This window comes from Flavobacterium subsaxonicum WB 4.1-42 = DSM 21790 (genome assembly GCF_000422725.1).
In the GTDB taxonomy this organism is placed as follows: Bacteria; Bacteroidota; Bacteroidia; order Flavobacteriales; family Flavobacteriaceae; genus Flavobacterium; species Flavobacterium subsaxonicum.
Window position 1 is genome coordinate 99,387 of sequence record NZ_AUGP01000029.1, and the last position, 17,434, is coordinate 116,820.

At 42.0% G+C, this 17,434-nt stretch carries 15 protein-coding genes and 1 other RNA gene; 6 read left to right on the forward strand and 10 right to left on the reverse strand.

What is annotated here, in order from left to right:
* The first annotated feature begins 88 nt into the window (after positions 1-88).
* Positions 89-997, forward strand: a complete 909-nt coding sequence (locus tag G509_RS0110215) for an NAD(P)/FAD-dependent oxidoreductase (RefSeq protein WP_026991445.1) — start codon at positions 89-91, stop codon at positions 995-997.
* Between the two features lie 125 nt (positions 998-1,122).
* Here G509_RS0110215 and fsa read toward each other — a convergent pair whose 3' ends face one another.
* From fsa to ffs, 3 genes are all read right to left on the reverse strand, one after another.
* On the reverse strand, positions 1,123-1,779 hold the full coding sequence (fsa, locus tag G509_RS0110220) for a fructose-6-phosphate aldolase (RefSeq protein ID WP_026991446.1): 657 nt from the start codon (positions 1,777-1,779) through the stop codon (positions 1,123-1,125).
* Between the two features lie 70 nt (positions 1,780-1,849).
* The gene (locus tag G509_RS0110225; RefSeq protein ID WP_026991447.1) at positions 1,850-2,653 is read right to left on the reverse strand and encodes an SDR family oxidoreductase; all 804 of its coding nucleotides are present in this window, start codon (positions 2,651-2,653) and stop codon (positions 1,850-1,852) included.
* Positions 2,654-2,846: 193 nt separating this feature from the next.
* Positions 2,847-2,944: signal recognition particle sRNA small type (ffs, locus tag G509_RS23095), an RNA gene on the reverse strand.
* A gap of 87 nt (positions 2,945-3,031) precedes the next feature.
* On the opposite strand from ffs, the gene G509_RS0110230 reads away from it, so the two are divergent.
* From G509_RS0110230 to G509_RS0110240, 3 genes are all read left to right on the forward strand, one after another.
* Complete coding sequence (locus tag G509_RS0110230; RefSeq protein ID WP_026991448.1) at positions 3,032-4,069, forward strand: glutaminyl-peptide cyclotransferase; 1,038 nt, start codon at positions 3,032-3,034, stop codon at positions 4,067-4,069.
* A gap of 82 nt (positions 4,070-4,151) precedes the next feature.
* Positions 4,152-4,664, forward strand: coding sequence for a hypothetical protein (locus G509_RS0110235; RefSeq protein ID WP_026991449.1), 513 nt, complete (start codon positions 4,152-4,154; stop codon positions 4,662-4,664).
* Positions 4,665-4,840: 176 nt separating this feature from the next.
* Positions 4,841-5,431 (forward strand): LURP-one-related family protein, encoded by a 591-nt coding sequence (locus G509_RS0110240; RefSeq protein WP_026991450.1) that lies wholly within the window; start codon positions 4,841-4,843, stop codon positions 5,429-5,431.
* A 50-nt stretch (positions 5,432-5,481) separates the two neighbouring features.
* Here G509_RS0110240 and G509_RS0110245 read toward each other — a convergent pair whose 3' ends face one another.
* The 6 genes from G509_RS0110245 to G509_RS0110270 form a co-directional block, all read right to left on the reverse strand.
* Complete coding sequence (locus G509_RS0110245) at positions 5,482-5,901, reverse strand: organic hydroperoxide resistance protein (RefSeq protein WP_026991451.1); 420 nt, start codon at positions 5,899-5,901, stop codon at positions 5,482-5,484.
* A 132-nt stretch (positions 5,902-6,033) separates the two neighbouring features.
* Entirely contained in the window at positions 6,034-6,792 is a 759-nt protein-coding gene (gene tpiA / locus G509_RS0110250; protein WP_026991452.1) for a triose-phosphate isomerase, read from the reverse strand.
* On the reverse strand, positions 6,792-7,295 hold the full coding sequence (locus G509_RS0110255) for a TlpA family protein disulfide reductase (protein ID WP_026991453.1): 504 nt from the start codon (positions 7,293-7,295) through the stop codon (positions 6,792-6,794). The genes tpiA and G509_RS0110255 overlap by 1 nt, the downstream gene beginning before the upstream one ends.
* 125 nt (positions 7,296-7,420) lie before the next feature.
* Entirely contained in the window at positions 7,421-8,497 is a 1,077-nt protein-coding gene (locus G509_RS0110260; protein WP_026991454.1) for an ABC transporter permease, read from the reverse strand.
* Complete coding sequence (locus tag G509_RS0110265; protein WP_026991455.1) at positions 8,498-9,589, reverse strand: MauE/DoxX family redox-associated membrane protein; 1,092 nt, start codon at positions 9,587-9,589, stop codon at positions 8,498-8,500.
* 58 nt (positions 9,590-9,647) lie between these two features.
* The gene (locus tag G509_RS0110270) at positions 9,648-10,190 is read right to left on the reverse strand and encodes a DUF1599 domain-containing protein (RefSeq protein WP_026991456.1); all 543 of its coding nucleotides are present in this window, start codon (positions 10,188-10,190) and stop codon (positions 9,648-9,650) included.
* A 237-nt stretch (positions 10,191-10,427) separates the two neighbouring features.
* On the opposite strand from G509_RS0110270, the gene G509_RS0110275 reads away from it, so the two are divergent.
* Positions 10,428-11,504 carry an acyltransferase family protein gene (locus G509_RS0110275; RefSeq protein WP_026991457.1) on the forward strand — a complete coding sequence of 359 codons (1,077 nt, stop codon included), beginning with the start codon at positions 10,428-10,430 and terminating at the stop codon, positions 11,502-11,504.
* Between the two features lie 80 nt (positions 11,505-11,584).
* Positions 11,585-12,412, forward strand: coding sequence for a dihydropteroate synthase (gene folP / locus G509_RS0110280; RefSeq protein WP_026991458.1), 828 nt, complete (start codon positions 11,585-11,587; stop codon positions 12,410-12,412).
* A 494-nt stretch (positions 12,413-12,906) separates the two neighbouring features.
* Here the strand turns inward: folP and G509_RS23640 are convergent, their stop codons facing one another.
* Positions 12,907-17,358, reverse strand: a complete 4,452-nt coding sequence (locus G509_RS23640; protein ID WP_207382708.1) for a choice-of-anchor I family protein — start codon at positions 17,356-17,358, stop codon at positions 12,907-12,909.
* Positions 17,359-17,434: the final 76 nt, after the last annotated feature.

A 17,434-nucleotide genomic window follows, 5' to 3' on the forward strand; every position in this document is an offset into this window, starting at 1 on the left:
AACCTATTTCGCGCGCTGTTAAATGATACGTTAAAGTTGCGCAGTATCTGTTTTGTGATGGTTAACTTTATGATTATAAGCCATCAGCATGAAATTAGAACAATTATACGACGTTATTATTATTGGCGGAAGCTATGCGGGCCTTTCAGCAGCTATGGCCTTGGGCAGGTCGATGCGTCGCGTTCTGGTTATAGACAGCGGCAACCCTTGCAACACCAAAGCGCCTCAGGCTCATAACTTTATAACTAATGATGGTAGTTCGCCTACCGATCTTTCCAACAGGGCAAGGGCACAGGTTTTAGCCTATCCTACCGTTAGATTTTTAGATGCACTTGCAGAGGAAGTACTACCAAACGGAACGACTTTCGAAGTACTTACCACTGACAATCAAAACTTTACAGCACACAAAATTATATTCGCCACAGGGGTTACTGACCTTATTCCGAATATCCCCGGCTTTGCCGAATGCTGGGGTATCAGCATATTGCACTGCCCATACTGTCATGGCTATGAGCACAATAACAAAGTTACCGGTATTATTGGCAATGGTGATATGGGTTTTGAACTCACCAAAGTAATCCGCAATTGGACCGACAAGCTCACACTATACACCAACGGCACCAGCACCCTTAGCCCTCAGGAAGTTATGAAACTCAATAGCCATAATATTGTGGTGGTAGAAAACGAAATTGATTACATTGAAGAGTCTGGCGGCATCATTAAAAAACTGCATTTTAAAGATACAGAATCCGATAGTCCGGAAGTTATTTACACACAACTACCTTTTAATCAACAATGTAACATACCCGAAAAGTTAGGGTTGCAGTTTACCGAGAAGGGTTTTATATACATTTCTAAATGCATGGAAACCTCTATACCCGGCATTTATGCAGCAGGCGATTGCCTGTCGCTTTACCGCTCTATTGCGCACGCGGTAGCATCGGGTAATAAGGTGGGTGCACTGGTTAATAAATCACTTATCGACGAACGTTTTTAAACAAAAAACAGGGCTTCTCAACCTGAGAAAACCCTGTTTATATCGGTATAAAATCCTCAAAATATACCAATCGGTATTATTTTTTGGGTTTATTTATCGTTAATTCAAAAATATACCGTTCGGTATTATTTGTTGCCTTTTTCGTAGTCTGCTAAAAACTGAGCAAGGCCACTATCAGTAAGTGGGTGCTTTAATAAACCTGCAATTGCAGAAAGCGGACCCGTAATAACATCGGCACCAATTTTAGCACAATTTACAATGTGCATTGTGTGGCGAACCGAAGCTGCAAGAATCTCAGTCTCGTAGCCATAGTTATCGTAAATAAGGCGAATGTCTTCTATAAGTTGTAAACCATCTACAGATATATCATCCAAACGGCCAATAAACGGCGATACGTAAGTAGCACCTGCCTTAGCGGCAAGCAATGCCTGGCCGGCAGAAAACACAAGTGTTACGTTAGTTTTTATACCTTTATCAGTAAAATATTTGGCAGCCTTAACACCATCTTTGGTCATAGGCAGTTTTACAACAATTTGTGGGTGCAGTTCGGCAAGTTCTTCACCTTCGCGAACCATACCATCATAATCTACAGCAATAACCTCGGCACTTACGTCGCCATCGGTAATGTTGCAAATGTCTACATAATGTTTAAGGATATTGTCTTTACCGGTAATACCCTCTTTAGCCATTAAAGATGGATTAGTAGTAACGCCATCAAGTACTCCAAGTTCCTGGGCTTCTTTAATCTGGGCAAGGTTTGCCGTGTCTATAAAAAACTTCATGATATAAGGTTTATGTTGTTTAAATACATATAAAACAGCTTTTTTGGCTGTGTTTAACTGCGTTGCAAAACTACAATTTATAATGGTTCATCAGCATTTTTTCGTAAACTTTATCAGGCAAAATTCGCTTAAGCACGATAGAGAATTTCTGCATAAAAACACCCACCTTATAATGCACGTTGGGGTTTGGGGTTTTCATAATGGCATACACAGCCTCAGCCATTTGCTGCGGGTTGCTGCCGGCATCTACATGCGTATTCATAAGGTCTAAGGTAGCGCCATAAGGCACCTCATAGGCCGATCCTTTAAGCAGCGGGGCATGGTAGCGCCCACTGGCAATATTGGTGGCAAAATCGCCGGGAGCCACGCTGGTAATGGTAATACCAAAGCCCTTAACCTCCATGCGCAGCGCCTCTGTAATAAGCTCCAGCGCCCCCTTGGATGCCGAATATACACTGCGGTACGGCAGGCCCATGTAGCCTGCAATAGAGGTAACATTAATTATAAGTCCGCTTTTTTGGGCACGCATGTGCGGCAATACGGCTTTCATAACCTCAATGGGTCCGAACAGGTTGGTTTCAAAGTTGTTCTTTATCTCCTCGGCAGGAATTTCTTCAAGCGGGCCGGTAATGCCTACGCCTGCGTTATTAACCAGTACATCTATAGTACCTGCCTCGGCAATTACCTGTGCAACAGCAGCTTTTATACTTGCAGTGTCGCGCACATCCAACGCTACTAACGGGAATGGGCTGCCCGGAACCTTTTTAGGGTCGCGGCTCGTGCCATACACCTTGTAGCCTTTGGTTAGTAAAAATTCGCCTGTGGCTTTGCCAATGCCCGATGATCCGCCGGTTATAAATATTACTTTACTCATATTTTTTATCTTGAAGTATGCCTTAAAAAAGCAAAGAGCGAAAATACTTTTTTGAGGCGAAATAGACTAATGTATGCTACAGGATTTTTACCAACTGCTGTAAAATACGTGCACACCTATTTGTTTTGAAGAAAACCGAACCGGCTATAAACTAAAAAATCCCCTTACGGAGACCTGAAGTAAAAAAAGAAAAAATGGCAAGCGACCTACATCGCACCGCTACAACCACATACCTTTGCTGTGTTCCCACCCTGGAGGAGTCTGCAGGAGCTGGTCGTGTAGGACTTGCCGCCGCAAATATACAACCTTTTTGTATTTTTGCAAGTGCATTGCCAATATAAAATAGCTTTGTATATTGCCTTATCTTTTATTAAGCACATGAAAAAACATAACCTCTTAGCTTTCATTTTATTGGCTGCGGCTGTAACGGCCTGTAACAATAAAAATATTTCTTTTAATATTAACGCTACGGTCCTAAAAGGGCAATATCAGCCTCAGGAATCGGTTCCGTTAACGGTAGTTAACGTCGATAATGTGGCAATAGACTCGGTTGTATATTATCTTAACGATAAAAAATTAGGTACGGTAAAGGGTAACGAAAAGTTTGATGCCCCCCTAAAAGACCAGAAATTCGGCTACCAGAACATTAAAGCGCTGGTGTATCACGAAGGTAAAAGTACCGAGGCTACTACCCGCGTAGAGCTGGTTAGCAATGTTAAGGCTAAAATATTGGCTTACGAGGTTGTAAATACCTATCCGCACGATACCGAATCGTACACGCAGGGACTTGAGTTTTACCGCGATACCCTTATTGAGGGTACCGGCCAGTACGGAAAATCGAAACTGCGTAAAACCGACTATAAAACGGGTGCTATGTACAAGGAGATCTCTTTAGAAGGACGCTACTTTGGCGAGGGTATAACCATTTTTAACAACAAAATTTATGAGCTGAGCTGGAAAGAGAACACCGGTTTTATTTACAATGCCGACAATCTTAAAAAAATAAAAGAGTTTGAATACACCAAGCCTATACAGGGCTGGGGCCTAACGCACGATGATACCCACCTGTACCAAAGCGACGGTACAGAAAAGATATATAAACTTGACCCTGAAACCCTTAAAGAGGTAGACTATATTAATGTATATACCGAAAGTGCTAAGGTAAAATCTGTCAACGAGCTGGAGTGGGTTAACGGTAAAATTTACGGTAATATTTACCAAACCAACACCGTAGCTATTATAGACCCTGCCACCGGTGCGGTTGAGGGCGTGCTTAACTTTGCCGACCTTGATAAAAAAGTGACCAATATTGATAAAGACGTTCTTAACGGTATTGCCTACAACCCTAAAACCAAAACCTTTTTTATTACCGGTAAAAAGTGGGATAAAATGTTCGAGATCAGAATCAAAGAATAGTTAATTTGGCTATTCGTGGATTTGGTTATATGGATAAAGGATTCTGAAAACTCGGAAAATCAGGAAGCACCAATAAATTTCTATGCAAAAAATTCTCTTAGCACTATTTATAATTCTTACCTCATCATTATCGCTGCACGCACAGGTAAGTAATTTTAAGGATAAACTTATTGCTGCCGACTCTGTAGTAATAGTAAGTCACGATTATGGCTACAAGATTAATAAGAATGGAAAATCAGGTTATTGGGTGAGATTTGTAGAAAAAGATTCGCTTAATTTTAAATCAGTAAAAGAAAGAATAAAGCTGGATAAATCATCTGTAATACATTTATATGATTCTTTAACTTATAGTACAACATCAGATATAGAATCTGTTTCCTGTTACAATCCGCACCATGCATTGCTTTTATATCAAAAAGGTCAGTGCTATGTTGTAGATATATGCCTGCAATGCCGCAATTACACTATTTCTAAAGATTTAACTCTACCTCCCGGCCTACTTAGTAATTATAAAACCTGGGGAAAATTTCGGGACTTTCTAAGCGAATTAAATATAACGTATGAAATACCTGCAACCGGAAAGTACGGATATTAAGATTTAATCTATAATTATCCGTGCAGCCCAACCATTACCCAAACTATATTTTACTAACTTCGCCCATACCTGCTGTTTTAGCGGCAAAACCAACCAATTTGTGGAGTCCGGAGCCCACTATAAAAAACGGGGCGAAATTCTGAAAAGCCAAACGAGTAAGAGCAAACAACAAACCAATGGCCTTTAATTTTTTTGATTCTGATAGTTATTTTATAGACGAGAAAGTCAACTTTTTTAAATTCGAGAATACCTACAATATTTATAATGATATAGGCGCGCATGTGGGTGCCGTTAAGCAAAAGCTTACCACCGGTCAAAAAATGCTAAGGCTGCTGCTTAAAAAACCCATGCTGCCGTTTTTACTGGAAATTAAAAATACCGAAGACGAAGTTCAGGCGTCAATCTCGCGCGGGTGGACTTTCTGGATGTCTAAAATTGTTATTAAAGACCCACAGGATAATGTAATTGGCACCATCAAACAAAAATTCAAATTTTTTAAACCCACCTTTAAGATTTTTGATGCTACCGAAACCCAGATTGCCGAAATTAACGGCGACTGGAAAGCCTGGAATTTTACCATTACCGATGCTAAGGGCGTGCAAATTGGCAACATCAGCAAAAAATGGGCAGGTGCTGTAAAAGAGATCTTTACATCGGCCGATAAATACAACGTAAACATCAACCCTGATTACCCCGAAAACACCAACAAAATTGTTATTCTTGCCGGTGCCATCACCATAGATATGGTACTTAAAGAAAGTAAATAGACAAAACAGGACATAAAAAAAGCGGTAAGAAATTACCGCTTTTTGTTTATTTAGTCAACGCTGCTCGTCAGGTCAACATCTACATTGCCACGCGTTGCATTGCTGTAGGGGCAGGTTTGGTGGGCTGCCTTAACCAGCTCATCGGCAACTTCGGCGGTAATGCCTTTAATGTTGGCGTGCAGTTTAACGGCCAGGCCAAAGCCGCCTGCATCATTCTTGCCAATAGACACCTCGGCGGTAACCATAGTTTCGTCTACCTTAATTTTCTTTTCGCGTGCTATATGGTTCAGCGCACTCTCAAAACATGCGGCATAGCCTGCGGCAAATAACTGCTCGGGGTTGGTGTATCCGCCCGGGCCACCCATTTCTTTAGGTATGCGCACTTCGAGGTCTAAAATCCCGTCAGACGAGTTTACGTGGCCATTTCTGCCGCCCTTTGCAGTAGCTACTGCTGTATAAATTGCTTCCATTTACATTTCTTTAATTGTATCTCAAATTTACGGCTCAAAAAAGTAACCCGAAAGAAATTACTTATAAGGTAACGTTAAAACATAAAAAAAGCGGTAATTTCTTACCGCTCTAATCTATATATCCGTTAGGAATTAAGCCTGCATACCTGCAACTATACCTAAAAAGTCATCTGCTTTAAGCGATGCGCCGCCAATAAGGCCGCCATCTACATCCGGTTTAGAGAAAATCTCGGCCGCATTGTCCGGCTTAACGCTGCCTCCGTAAAGGATAGACGTTTCTTCGGCAATTTTGTTGCCTACATTCTCACGTAATAGTGTACGTATAAACGCATGCATTTCCTGAGCCTGCTCTGCAGATGCTGTTACGCCTGTGCCAATAGCCCAAACCGGCTCGTAAGCCAGTACAACGCTGCTCCAGTCGGCTTCACCAATATGAAACAAACCTTCTCTTAACTGGCTCTCCACCACGTTAAAATGGTTTTCGTTCTGCCTGTCGGCCAATTCTTCGCCAAAGCAAAAAATAATGGTTAGGTTGTGCCTTAAAGCCGTATCCACTTTTTGTGCAAGTAAAGCATTGGTTTCGCCAAAGTAAGCCCTGCGCTCTGAGTGGCCTAAAATAACGGTGTTTACTTTAATGCTTTTTAGCATGCCTACAGAAACTTCGCCTGTAAAAGCGCCGTTTTCTGACTGGTGCATGTTTTGTGCAGCCACAATAACGTTAGTGCCGGCAGTTTGCTTTACAGCAGCCTGAAGGTTAACAAAACTTGGTGCTACAACAATTTTAGCAATTGTTTGTTCCGGCTTTTTAGCCAGTATGTCTTCCAGCAACGTTTCTGTTTGCTGAATGTCGTTGTTCATCTTCCAGTTACCTGCAACGATTTTTTTTCTCATTATTTAAGTTTTTTTAATGTCTCTACAAGTTTAGCGTCGTCAGCCTCAATGGCTTTAAACAGGGCAATTTTGCCGTTTTTGTCTACCACCATATAACGCGGAATCCAGTCCAGTTTAATATCGGCTGCAAAAGCGCCCTCTTTCATGCTGGTACCCACGTGGTAGTTATCGCCATTGGCGCCATATTTTTCAATGCCCGCTTTCCATTTATCATCTACCCTGTCATAAGATAGGAACAAATAAACGGCATTCGGAAACTGTTTTTGCAGGTCGTGCACCTTTGGCATGCCTTTAATACAATCCGGGCACCATGATGCCCAAACATCAATTACAATAGTTTTGCCTTTGTATTTGGCAAGTATGTCTTTAAAGGCAATCTGCTTGCCATCTAATGTAGTCATTTTAGCTTCAAGGGCTTCTTTACCAAAGCTGGTAGCCTCTTGTGCCTGCGTGCATGATATCATGGCGAACAGTAATATGGGTAATAAAAGTATTTTTTTCATTGTTCTTTTTTAAATTAAAGAGTAACAAATTTACGATAAGCAACCGAACTACTCCCTGCCTTAGGCAAAATATTTAACATCGGGCCATCAGTAAAATTTATTTTATCGTTTTCGCAAAGTGCGCTTTACTCCAGCCTTATCCTTGGGTCCAGCCATGCATAAATAATATCGACCAGTATGTTTATAACCACAAAGGTGGCAGCTATTACCAGTACCGACCCCATAATTATGGGCAGGTCGAGCGTGTTTAAGGCCTCTACCACCTCTTTGCCGAGACCGTTCCACCCAAAAATATATTCTACAAACACGGCACCGGCAAGCATACTGGCAAACCAGCCCGATATTGCCGTAACCACAGGGTTTAGCGCATTTTTAAGCGCATGCCTCCGGATGATATTCAGCTCGCTTAACCCTTTGGCACGGGCGGTACGGATGTAATCCTGACCCATAACCTCCAGCAGCGAGTTACGCATTAACTGTATTACCACCCCAAGCGGACGGATGCCCAGCACTATAGCCGGCAATATTATATTTTTCCATTTTATGTGAGAGCCTTCGCCAAAATCATCAACTTCATAAAGGCTGCCCGTCATGTCCAGGCCCGTGTATTTATGAAGCAGAAAACCAAACACCCAGGCAAACAGTATGGCCGCAAAAAACGATGGCAGGCTCATGCCTAACGTGCTAACAAGTGCTATGGTACGGTCTATCCTCGTGTCTTTATACAAGGCCGACACTACGCCCAACGCTATACCAATTACTATGGCTATAACAATGGCAAAGCAGGCCAGTACTACGGTATTGGGCAGGGTATCGCCTATTACCTGGGTTACCTTCTTGCCACTTTTCTGGAAGCTCTCCCTTAAATAAGGTGCTTTTAAAACTGTGGTGGTGTTGCCAATGGTAAACAGTTTTGCTGCGGTGTATTTACCCTCGGCCAGATACGTGTAATCATCGGGTGTTGTGCTGTGGAAGGATACCGGCGAAAGATCATTTAAATAATAAAAATACTGGGTGCTGACCGGCTGGTCGAACCCATATTTTTTTTTGATAATGGCCAACTGCTCCGAATTTTCGTTCTGGTCGAGCATCATGCGGGCAGGGTCGCCGGGCAGTACCGTAAACAAAAAGAATATAACCGTAACCACGCCAAAAAGCGTGAGCAGTGCATAGCCCGTTTTGTATAAAAGGTACTTTATCAATTATTTTTTAATTTCAGAAGATGATTTTTTAAGGGCTTTCAGTAAATCGGCGGCCACAAATTTCTTTTCGGCAATACCGTCCCATTCGGCTACCTTGTTACCGTTCCATAAATAGAAAACCCCCGGTGTATCACGGCTGTTGCCCAGTGTTTTCCAAAAGGTAGCCACATCCAGCACCTTATACGGGTACTGCGCTCCGGCAAATTTAAAGAAATCCGGAATCAGGTCGGCTTCCTCATCCATAAACAAAATGTAAAGTTCAGGAAAGTTTTTATCCTTAGCCTTCATTTCGGCAAGCTGTTTTACTGTTTCCCGGCAATGCTCGCAGCCCGGTGCAAAGAGGCCCACTATTTTTTTGCCTTTATCGGCAGCCGCAAAATATTGCGAATAGATCGACTTTACCGGCTTGGGTGCCGCTTCGGCCGCAGGGGCTTCTGTTACAGGTGCAGGTGTTTCAATACCCGTAGCCTCTGTTGGCGTAGTAATTTCGGTTACTGCTTCAACCTGCAATTCTTCGGTAGCTAAGCTGTCGGCTGTGGTTTCCGGTGTAAAAGCTACTGCACTTGTAGTTTGCCTGGCAATAGGGGCTATCATAAAAATGGCCAGTATACAGGCAAATATCACGGTGGTAAGTACCCAAATGTTGGTGCGGTCGGCCCACGGGTTAAGCAGTTTTAGCAGCCACAATAACAAGCCAATGGCAACCATATTTTTAATAATAGCCTCTATGGGTGTCATGGGCAGTAATTCGCCAAAACAGCCGCAGTTGCCCGCGTTGCCCTTTGTGGCAATTTCGTAGCTAAGCTGGATGATAAACACCGCTAAAAGTGCTATGGTAGTGGGAATTACTAATTTTTTAAGGTAGTGGGGCTGCAAGAGCAAAAAGCCCAGGGCAAACTCAAAGCCAATAAGCGTACGCGAAAAATAAACCGCCAGACCTTCCGGAAAACCTAACGGAATTAACTGTTTCATTTCGAACGTGGTAATGGCAAAATAAGGCGAATCGTACAGTTTGGCTGTTGCCGATAGCAGGAACAAAAACGATACGATGATGCGCAGTGCTAAGGGCAGGTATTTTTTTATGTCTTTCATTGGTATAAAGCTTTCCCCAAAATTAAGGCATCAGGCCTTTGTATTTGTTAATGACTTGTTATTGCGCGTACCCGGTTAAAATAAGGGCAAAAACGGCGTAATTAAGCATGTCCTGGTAGTTAGCGTCGATACCTTCGCTAACCAGTGTTTTACCTTTATTATCTTCGATCTGCTTTACGCGAAGTATTTTTTGCAGTATCAGGTCGGTCAGCGAGCTAACCCTCATATCGCGCCAAGCCTCGCCATAGTCGTGGTTCTTAGCTTCCATAAGTGTTTTGGTAAGCTGCACTTTCTCGTCGTACAAAGCAGTGGCTTCGGCAACACCCAGGTCCGGTTGCACAGCCACACCCCTATCCAGCTGGATAAGCGCCATTATAGCATAGTTAATAATACCAATAAATTCGCCGGTCTCGTCCTCATTAACCATGCGCACCTCATTTTCCTGAAGGCTGCGTATGCGCTGGGCTTTAATAAATATCTGATCTGTTAAAGACGGCAGGCGAAGTATACGCCATGCGCTGCCATAATCGGTCATTTTGTTTATGTAAAGTTGCCTGCATTGGGCAATAACGCTGTCGTATTGGCTTGAGGTATTACTCATTTAAGTAGTATCTTTGTATGAAATTTTTTCAAATGTACTAAAAACGTCTTAATAATTTAAATCGTACCTAAAATACTGCTAACATACTTCTTTAAATAATAATTGCATATACACTTTAGTCATTTTTCAAAATTAAAACATTTTTAATCCTATATAAACAGTTTATTTTATTTAGGATTGTGTGTTAAAAAGCATGTTAAAATTATTTATATTAGCCAAAATTTAATGACCTCCTTTATGTCCAGAATTAAAAGCCTTGATGGCATCAGAGCAATATCTATATTAATGGTTTTAATTGGACATGCTTCTGAAACGATGCCAAAAAGTTTAAAGGAAAATATCCTTTTCATGTTTATAGCTAATGGATCATTAGGTGTAAAAATATTTTTTGTTATAAGTGGGTTTCTTATAACTAAGCTTTTACTTATTGAAAAAAAAAAGAATGGAAAAATAAACCTCAAGGATTTCTATCTAAGAAGAATATTCAGGATATTCCCCGTATTTTATTTATATATAATAGTTATCCTATTTCTTAAATACACTCTTATACCTAACATATTTAATAATTTTACCCTTGTAGGTTTTGCATGTGTATATTTGTGGAATTATAAGCATTTGCTCGTATCTGATACTACTCCTGACAATGGTAACTGGTTTTTTGGCCATTTTTGGTCGCTGTCTATGGAAGAGCAATTTTACCTTGTCTGGCCAGTTATGTTTATTAAAATAAAAAACATGAGCCTTTTAATTAAAATTGTTGCCGTAATAATTATACTAATGCCTATTGTAAGAATAGCTACTTACTTTTTAATGCCAGATAGCCGTGGACAATTAGGTATGATGTTACAAACCGGAGGAGACAGCATACTTGTAGGTTGTTTAGCTGCACTACTCGAACAAAATACAAAATTTAAAAAAGTTGCTGTAAAATATTATAGCAATGGATATCTAATAGCGTTATCTGCTTTATTTATTTTTATTTTATCACCTTTATTAAATTCAAAACTTGGAGGTACTTATAGCGTTACCTTAGGACATAGTATCAATAATATATTTATAATAATATTAATATTTTGGTGCATTTATATTCCATCAAAAGTTGCCAATGTATTAAATAGCCGTGTTTTAGTACAAATAGGTATACTTTCTTATTCATTATATATTTGGCAACAACTTTTTTTAACAAACAGGACAGATCTTTGGGTTAATAAATTCCCTCAGAATATCATTATTGTAGTATTTGTAGCTTTTATTTCATATTACGTTGTAGAAAAACCGATACTTAATATTAAAAAGAGATTTAAAAAAGTTTAGAATATTGTATATTCTGTTAACATAATTAGTTTTTACAATAATATTGTTACAATTATACATATCCTAAAAAAAACAGACTTATGCACATCAACTGCAATGGCACGCTTATAAACCTTACCGAACCCAGGGTTATGGGTATCTTAAACTGTACACCCAACTCTTTTTTTGATGGCGGAAAATACCGCGACGAAACCCTGTTACTGCAACAGGCCGAAAAAATGCTGGCCGAAGGTGCCGATTTTATTGATATTGGAGCTTACTCCAGCAAACCGAACGCCGAATTTGTTAGCGAAGATGAAGAGATAAGTCGCATGGTTCCGGTAGTTGAGTTGATTTTAAAGCACTTTCCGGATGCCTTGCTTTCTATCGACACCTTTAGGGCTAAAGTTGCCGAAGCCAGCATTAACAGCGGCGCTGCCATTATTAACGATATTGCTGCCGGCTTGCTCGACGACGCTATGCTGCCAACCGTTGGCCGCCTTAAAGTGCCTTACATTATGATGCACATGCGCGGCAACCCGCAAACTATGGTTAAACTAACACAGTATGATGATATTGTGCAGGAAATGCTTTTGTATTTTTCTGAGCGTATTGCCGCTGCCCGCCATCAGGGTATTGAAGATATTATAATCGATCCCGGGTTTGGGTTTGCAAAAACGCTGGCGCAGAATTACGAAGTACTCAACAAAATGGAGTTGTTCGACATGGTTGGCCTGCCGCTGCTGGCCGGTGTGTCGCGCAAATCGATGATCTATAAATTGCTGGGCATTACCCCGCAGGAAGCGCTTAACGGCACCGCTGTTTTAAATACGATTTCTTTAACCAAAGGTGCCAAAATTTTACGCGTTCACGATGTTAAAGAAGCGGTTGAAGCGGTAAAGATCTACAAGCAATTGACCTGCATATAATTTACGTTTGAAATAGCAATCGTAGTATTCCCCTCCTTTGGAGGGGTGCCCGTAGGGTGGGGTGGTTTCACACGTTCTTTTGTCTTGAAACAAAAGAACCAAAAATTCAAGGCTCTAACTTCTTTTTGCTACAAATTAGGCGCTTCGGCTAAACGATTTGAACTCGCTATCGCTCAGACAGCAAATCGTTCTTAACGCCTCTCCTCCTAATTTGCTTAACGCAACGAAGTTTAAGGCCTTAGCTTCACTCAAACCGTAACCAATCAAACCTTCTTATCTTTTCTAAAAACATTCAGGCTGAGCTCCGAAGGAGCGGCATATAAACCTTATCAATAGTCCTCTCCCCCAGCCCCTCTCCAAGGGAGAGGGGAGCCGAAAACGGGTACAGTTCGACAACTTTTTTAATATTATAAGAATAAAATCCAAAAAAAATCCTGCCTCTTCAGGCAGGATGATTCCCCTTATGGGTAAAAATTAAAAAACACGAAACTAATCTACTTAACAATTAGTTTTTTAACGATACCTTCAGACGTTTTGATAATGTAAATACCGGTCGCCATTTTAGAAGTATCTATAGTAAGGGCCTGTTTGGCCTGTTGGATCAGTTTTCCGCTGTAGTCGTACACCTCAATATCGGCAACGCGGTTAAAATATGCCACTCCGCTAACCGATGGGTTAGGGAACACAACAAAGGTTTTTGGTGTAGTAACAAAATCGCCGGTACCAAGGTTTTCTGTATTCACTTCGAAAATGGTTAACGTACCACTAATTTCGTTCGCTATAACAATGTACGGTTTGCTGTTAGGGCTATCTGTAGGATTGATGTAAGTAATACCTTCTGGACCGTGGTCTCCGGTGTAGGCTGATACGCTCCTGCTGTTTTTGTAATCTACAAAAGTTGGGGCATTAGGGTTGGTTACATCGTACACCATTACACCACCAATTCTTTCTAAAGAGATAAACGCATAGGTTTTACCCATAATTTCTGCCACCGTTACACCTTCAGCCTCCGGGCCTTTAGCACGGCTACGGCTTTTAAAGCTGTTATCTTCGTGGTCTGAGTTAAATATCGGGTTGATAGACGAAGCCGAAGCGGTATACATCTCGAAATCATCGCCACTGTCAAAAACAATCTGCTTGGTATCTGCATTAAAGATCGAGAACGAACGCGACCCTAAAGCGTAGATGCCGTTGTAAGCCGTACCCGCATCGTTTAATCCGTCAAGGTTAGTTACACGAAGCCTGCCTGCGTTATGCGATTTTTTAAGCATAGCCGCCTCCGGAAATTCGGTAGCATCAAGGTTGTAAGAAGCTGCACCAATAGTAGTTCTTTCAACAAAGCTGCCGTATTCTTTCTCATCGCCTTCGTTAGCCGTAACTATGTAGTTTGTTCCGCCTACATTGTAGTTAGCAGCGCCATCGGGAATAAAATATGCCTGTACCGGCCAGTTGGCAATAAGCACCTCGTTATTATTATCAGATACATCAAAACCGTTACCCGGAAGACTCATGTCTTTAGTACCCAAAGCCCAAACCGAAGTAATTGTTTTTGTTACAAGGTTAATCTCGGCAACAGCATTGTTTTCCTGTAGGGTAACCCATGCTTTTTGCGAGTCGGCGCTCGAAGTAACATACTCAGGCTCAAAATCCTGAGACATAGTGCTCGAAGCATAGAGTTTCCTCACACCCGATGCTATCAGAGCACTTTCAGCCGAAGCTGAATTATAAGCTGTAAACAATAATGTAGTTACATCATCATTTGTAAGCGATGCTATACCGCCTGTAATATCTATTATACTAACCGATCCTTCAGGGTCTACCGTATAGTTTGCGTTGGGCTGACCCTCATTAGCAGTAAGTACTTTTGTACCATCTTGTGTAAACGAAATATTATCCGGCAAGGCACCAACAGTTACCTGTTTGATAAATACACCCGCAGTAGTAAAGAACACAACCGAACCATCTAACTGTTCGTTAGCATTTGGCGAAGCAACAGCCACAACACCGTTTTTAACGGCTACACTGGTAACACCACCATAAGGAGTCATGTTTATAGAACCTGTTGTTACAGGAGCTTCAGGATTAGTGAAGTCGATAATATCTAATCTGCCTTCTACCGCGCTTGTAGCGAAAAGTTTTTTGCTGGCAGCATCAAATACCACGATCTCGCAAGTACTTTCGTTAGCACCCGATGGGTCAAAACTGGTAACGTAATCCAGCTGGATGTCCTGGCTTGGTACCTTGGCAAGACGGTCGTTATCTTTAATGTAGATCGTTGCAAGCGACTCGCCTGTAATAGCAACGTTAACAGCATTTTCAAGGCTAAGTACAAAGTACTCGGCATGCTGCTCTTCTAACGTATCGTCAATAATCGGAATAGTAATGGTTTGCGTTAAGCTACTTGTACCCGTAAAGTTCAGCGTTTGTGTAGCAAGCGTAAAGTCGGCGCTATCGGCAGTGCTAAAAGGCGCACCTTTAACCACTAAGTCAACAGATCCGGCCACAGGGCTGGTAAGGTTGATAACAAAATTAAGTGTACCTGCATTTTCGTTAACCACTACAAAATCAGTAGCAAAGGCAACCGTAGCTGTGTAGTTAAAGTTGAAAGTATACGCACATGCCATTGTAAGGCCGTCTTCGTCAATAAGGTTGTTAACCGTAAGCTCGTAAGCAGTACCGGCAGTAAACGGAGTGCTGTATGTAAGCGTTACAGTGTTACCCACGGCAACAGCAGTAGTTAAACCGGCAACACCGGTATAGTTAGCCGTTGTAGCGGCAGATGCAGCATTAAGCTCGTTATTAAACACTAACTGTATGGTTGTGTTGTTTAAAACAGTAGCTGTTTGCACATTTGGCGAGCTTGGGAAAGCCCATGTTGGCCATGTTTGTGGTGCGGTAGCACCGGCAACGCCTGTCCAGTTAGCAGGGTTAAGTATAGCTGTTTTCAGCTGGGCAGGTGTACCGGCTTGTGTACCATTATAAAATGCGTTAACTGTGTTACCCGTAATATTGCCCGGTGCAGTACTAAGGTTGGCAGCGCTTGCACCATCAGTCAGGCCGGCAGGAAGCATAGAAACGCTACCACCACACTCTGTATTGGCAGCAGCCCATCCGTTAGAGGTTAGTGCTGTAATATAATTAGCAGCAGCAGCAGTGCCGGTGTAAACAATTACCTGGTCGCCACCAGAGCTAAGGCCAAAGCCAGACCCTGTAACCGTACCTGTATTAGCAACAAGCGCACTGGTTTGGATGGTAATAACAGATCCGGCAGGTACGCAGCTTGTAGCCGTCCAAACAATACCGTTAGCACATTGTGCCTGGGCGTTGGTAGTGTATTTAGAGTCGGTTAAATTAATAAAAGTACCCGCGGCAATGTCTACAAAAGTTACAAGGGCTACGTCATCTTCAGTGCTTGTAGCATTCATACGATACGCCGTAAAGGCCATATCGCCGGCTGCAAACGCAGTTTGTACAGCAATGGTTGTAAAGGTTGAACTCTGAACTTCTGCCACAGCATTGTTGTTCATATCTTCTACCGTGTTGGCTAAAAGCGCAACGTAGTATTGCTGACCGTTTAGTAACGGTGTAGCCGGTGTAATGGTAATGGTGTTGGCTGCAAATGTTGCATCAAAAGGTACCACGGCACCTGTAGCATTGTTAAGCCTAAGCGCTACTAAAGCATCTACGTTTGTGTTAGTTATGGCACTGTTATCGGCCAGTCTTACATCTTCGTTAAAAGTTATTGCAGGGTGTGCCGAAATTAGTATGTTTGTAGCGGCATTTGCCGGTGCAAAAGTAACAACGGGGGCGGTAACATCCACGGTACCTTCCATGGGGGTGGCGGTAACGGTAAGGTTATCAAACCTGTTGTTACCCACTGCACCACCTGAACCCTGTTCAAATTCTACCTTTATTTTAAAGTTCGCATTATTATCTGCTCCGGCTATAGCCGAAAAATCTAATGTTGCCAATGCCGGGTCGCCATCTATTGGTGCAATTGTAGCAAAAGATATATACGTACTTCCGTCTGTTGAATACGACCACAACTGGTTACCCGCACCCGATCCTGAACGTTTTGTAGCAAATTTCACTATAGCATTTTCATAACCTGTTGTTGGCACTGCAAAAACAAGCGCACCACCTATTGGGTTGTTAAAACGTAAATGCGTACCTGCCTCGTCGCCGTTTTGGGCGTTAAGGTTTAGCGTTGCGAAGTTCTGACCTGTGCCACTTGCAAAATCGATAAGGCTTGTACCTCCGGCAACAGCCGTAAGTGTAGGTGCACCTACCAGAGTTTGCGATACTGCTGTAATAGCAGCCTCCGAAGCACTATTATTAAAGTTCCAGTAATGTATTACTGTTGGGTTTACAAGCACAGTACCGGTTAGGGTAAAGTTATCGAACCTGTTGTTGCCAACAATGCCTCCCGGGCCTTGTTCAAATTCTACCTTTAGTTTAAAGTTAGCGTTATTATCTGCTGCGGCTATAGCCGAGAAATCTAAAGTAGCCAATGCAGGGTCGCCATCTATTGGGGCTATGGTAGCAAAAGATGTATACGTAGTACCATCGGTTGAATACGACCATAACTGGTTACCTGCACCCGATCCTGATCTTTTAGTTGCGAATTTTACAATTGGGTTTTCGTACCCTGTTGTTGGCAATGCAAAAACAAGTGCGCCGCCTATTGGGTTGTTAAAACGTAAATGCGTACCTGCCTCATCGCTGTTTTGAGCGTTAAGGTTTTGCGTGGCAAAGTTCTGACCTGTGCCACTTGCAAAATCGATAAGGCTTGTACCTCCGGCAACAGCCGTAAGTGTGGGTGTACCTACAAGGGTTTGCGATACTGCAGTAATAGCAGCCTCAGATGCGCTGTTATTAAAATTCCAGTAATGCACCACAGTTTGCGCTCCCGCTGCATGTGCCAACATACAGCAAAGCAGCGGCATGAAGATTTTTTTGTAATTGTTTAACATTCTTTTTACTTTGATTAATATAGCTGCAAAAATCAAACTTGCATGTTAT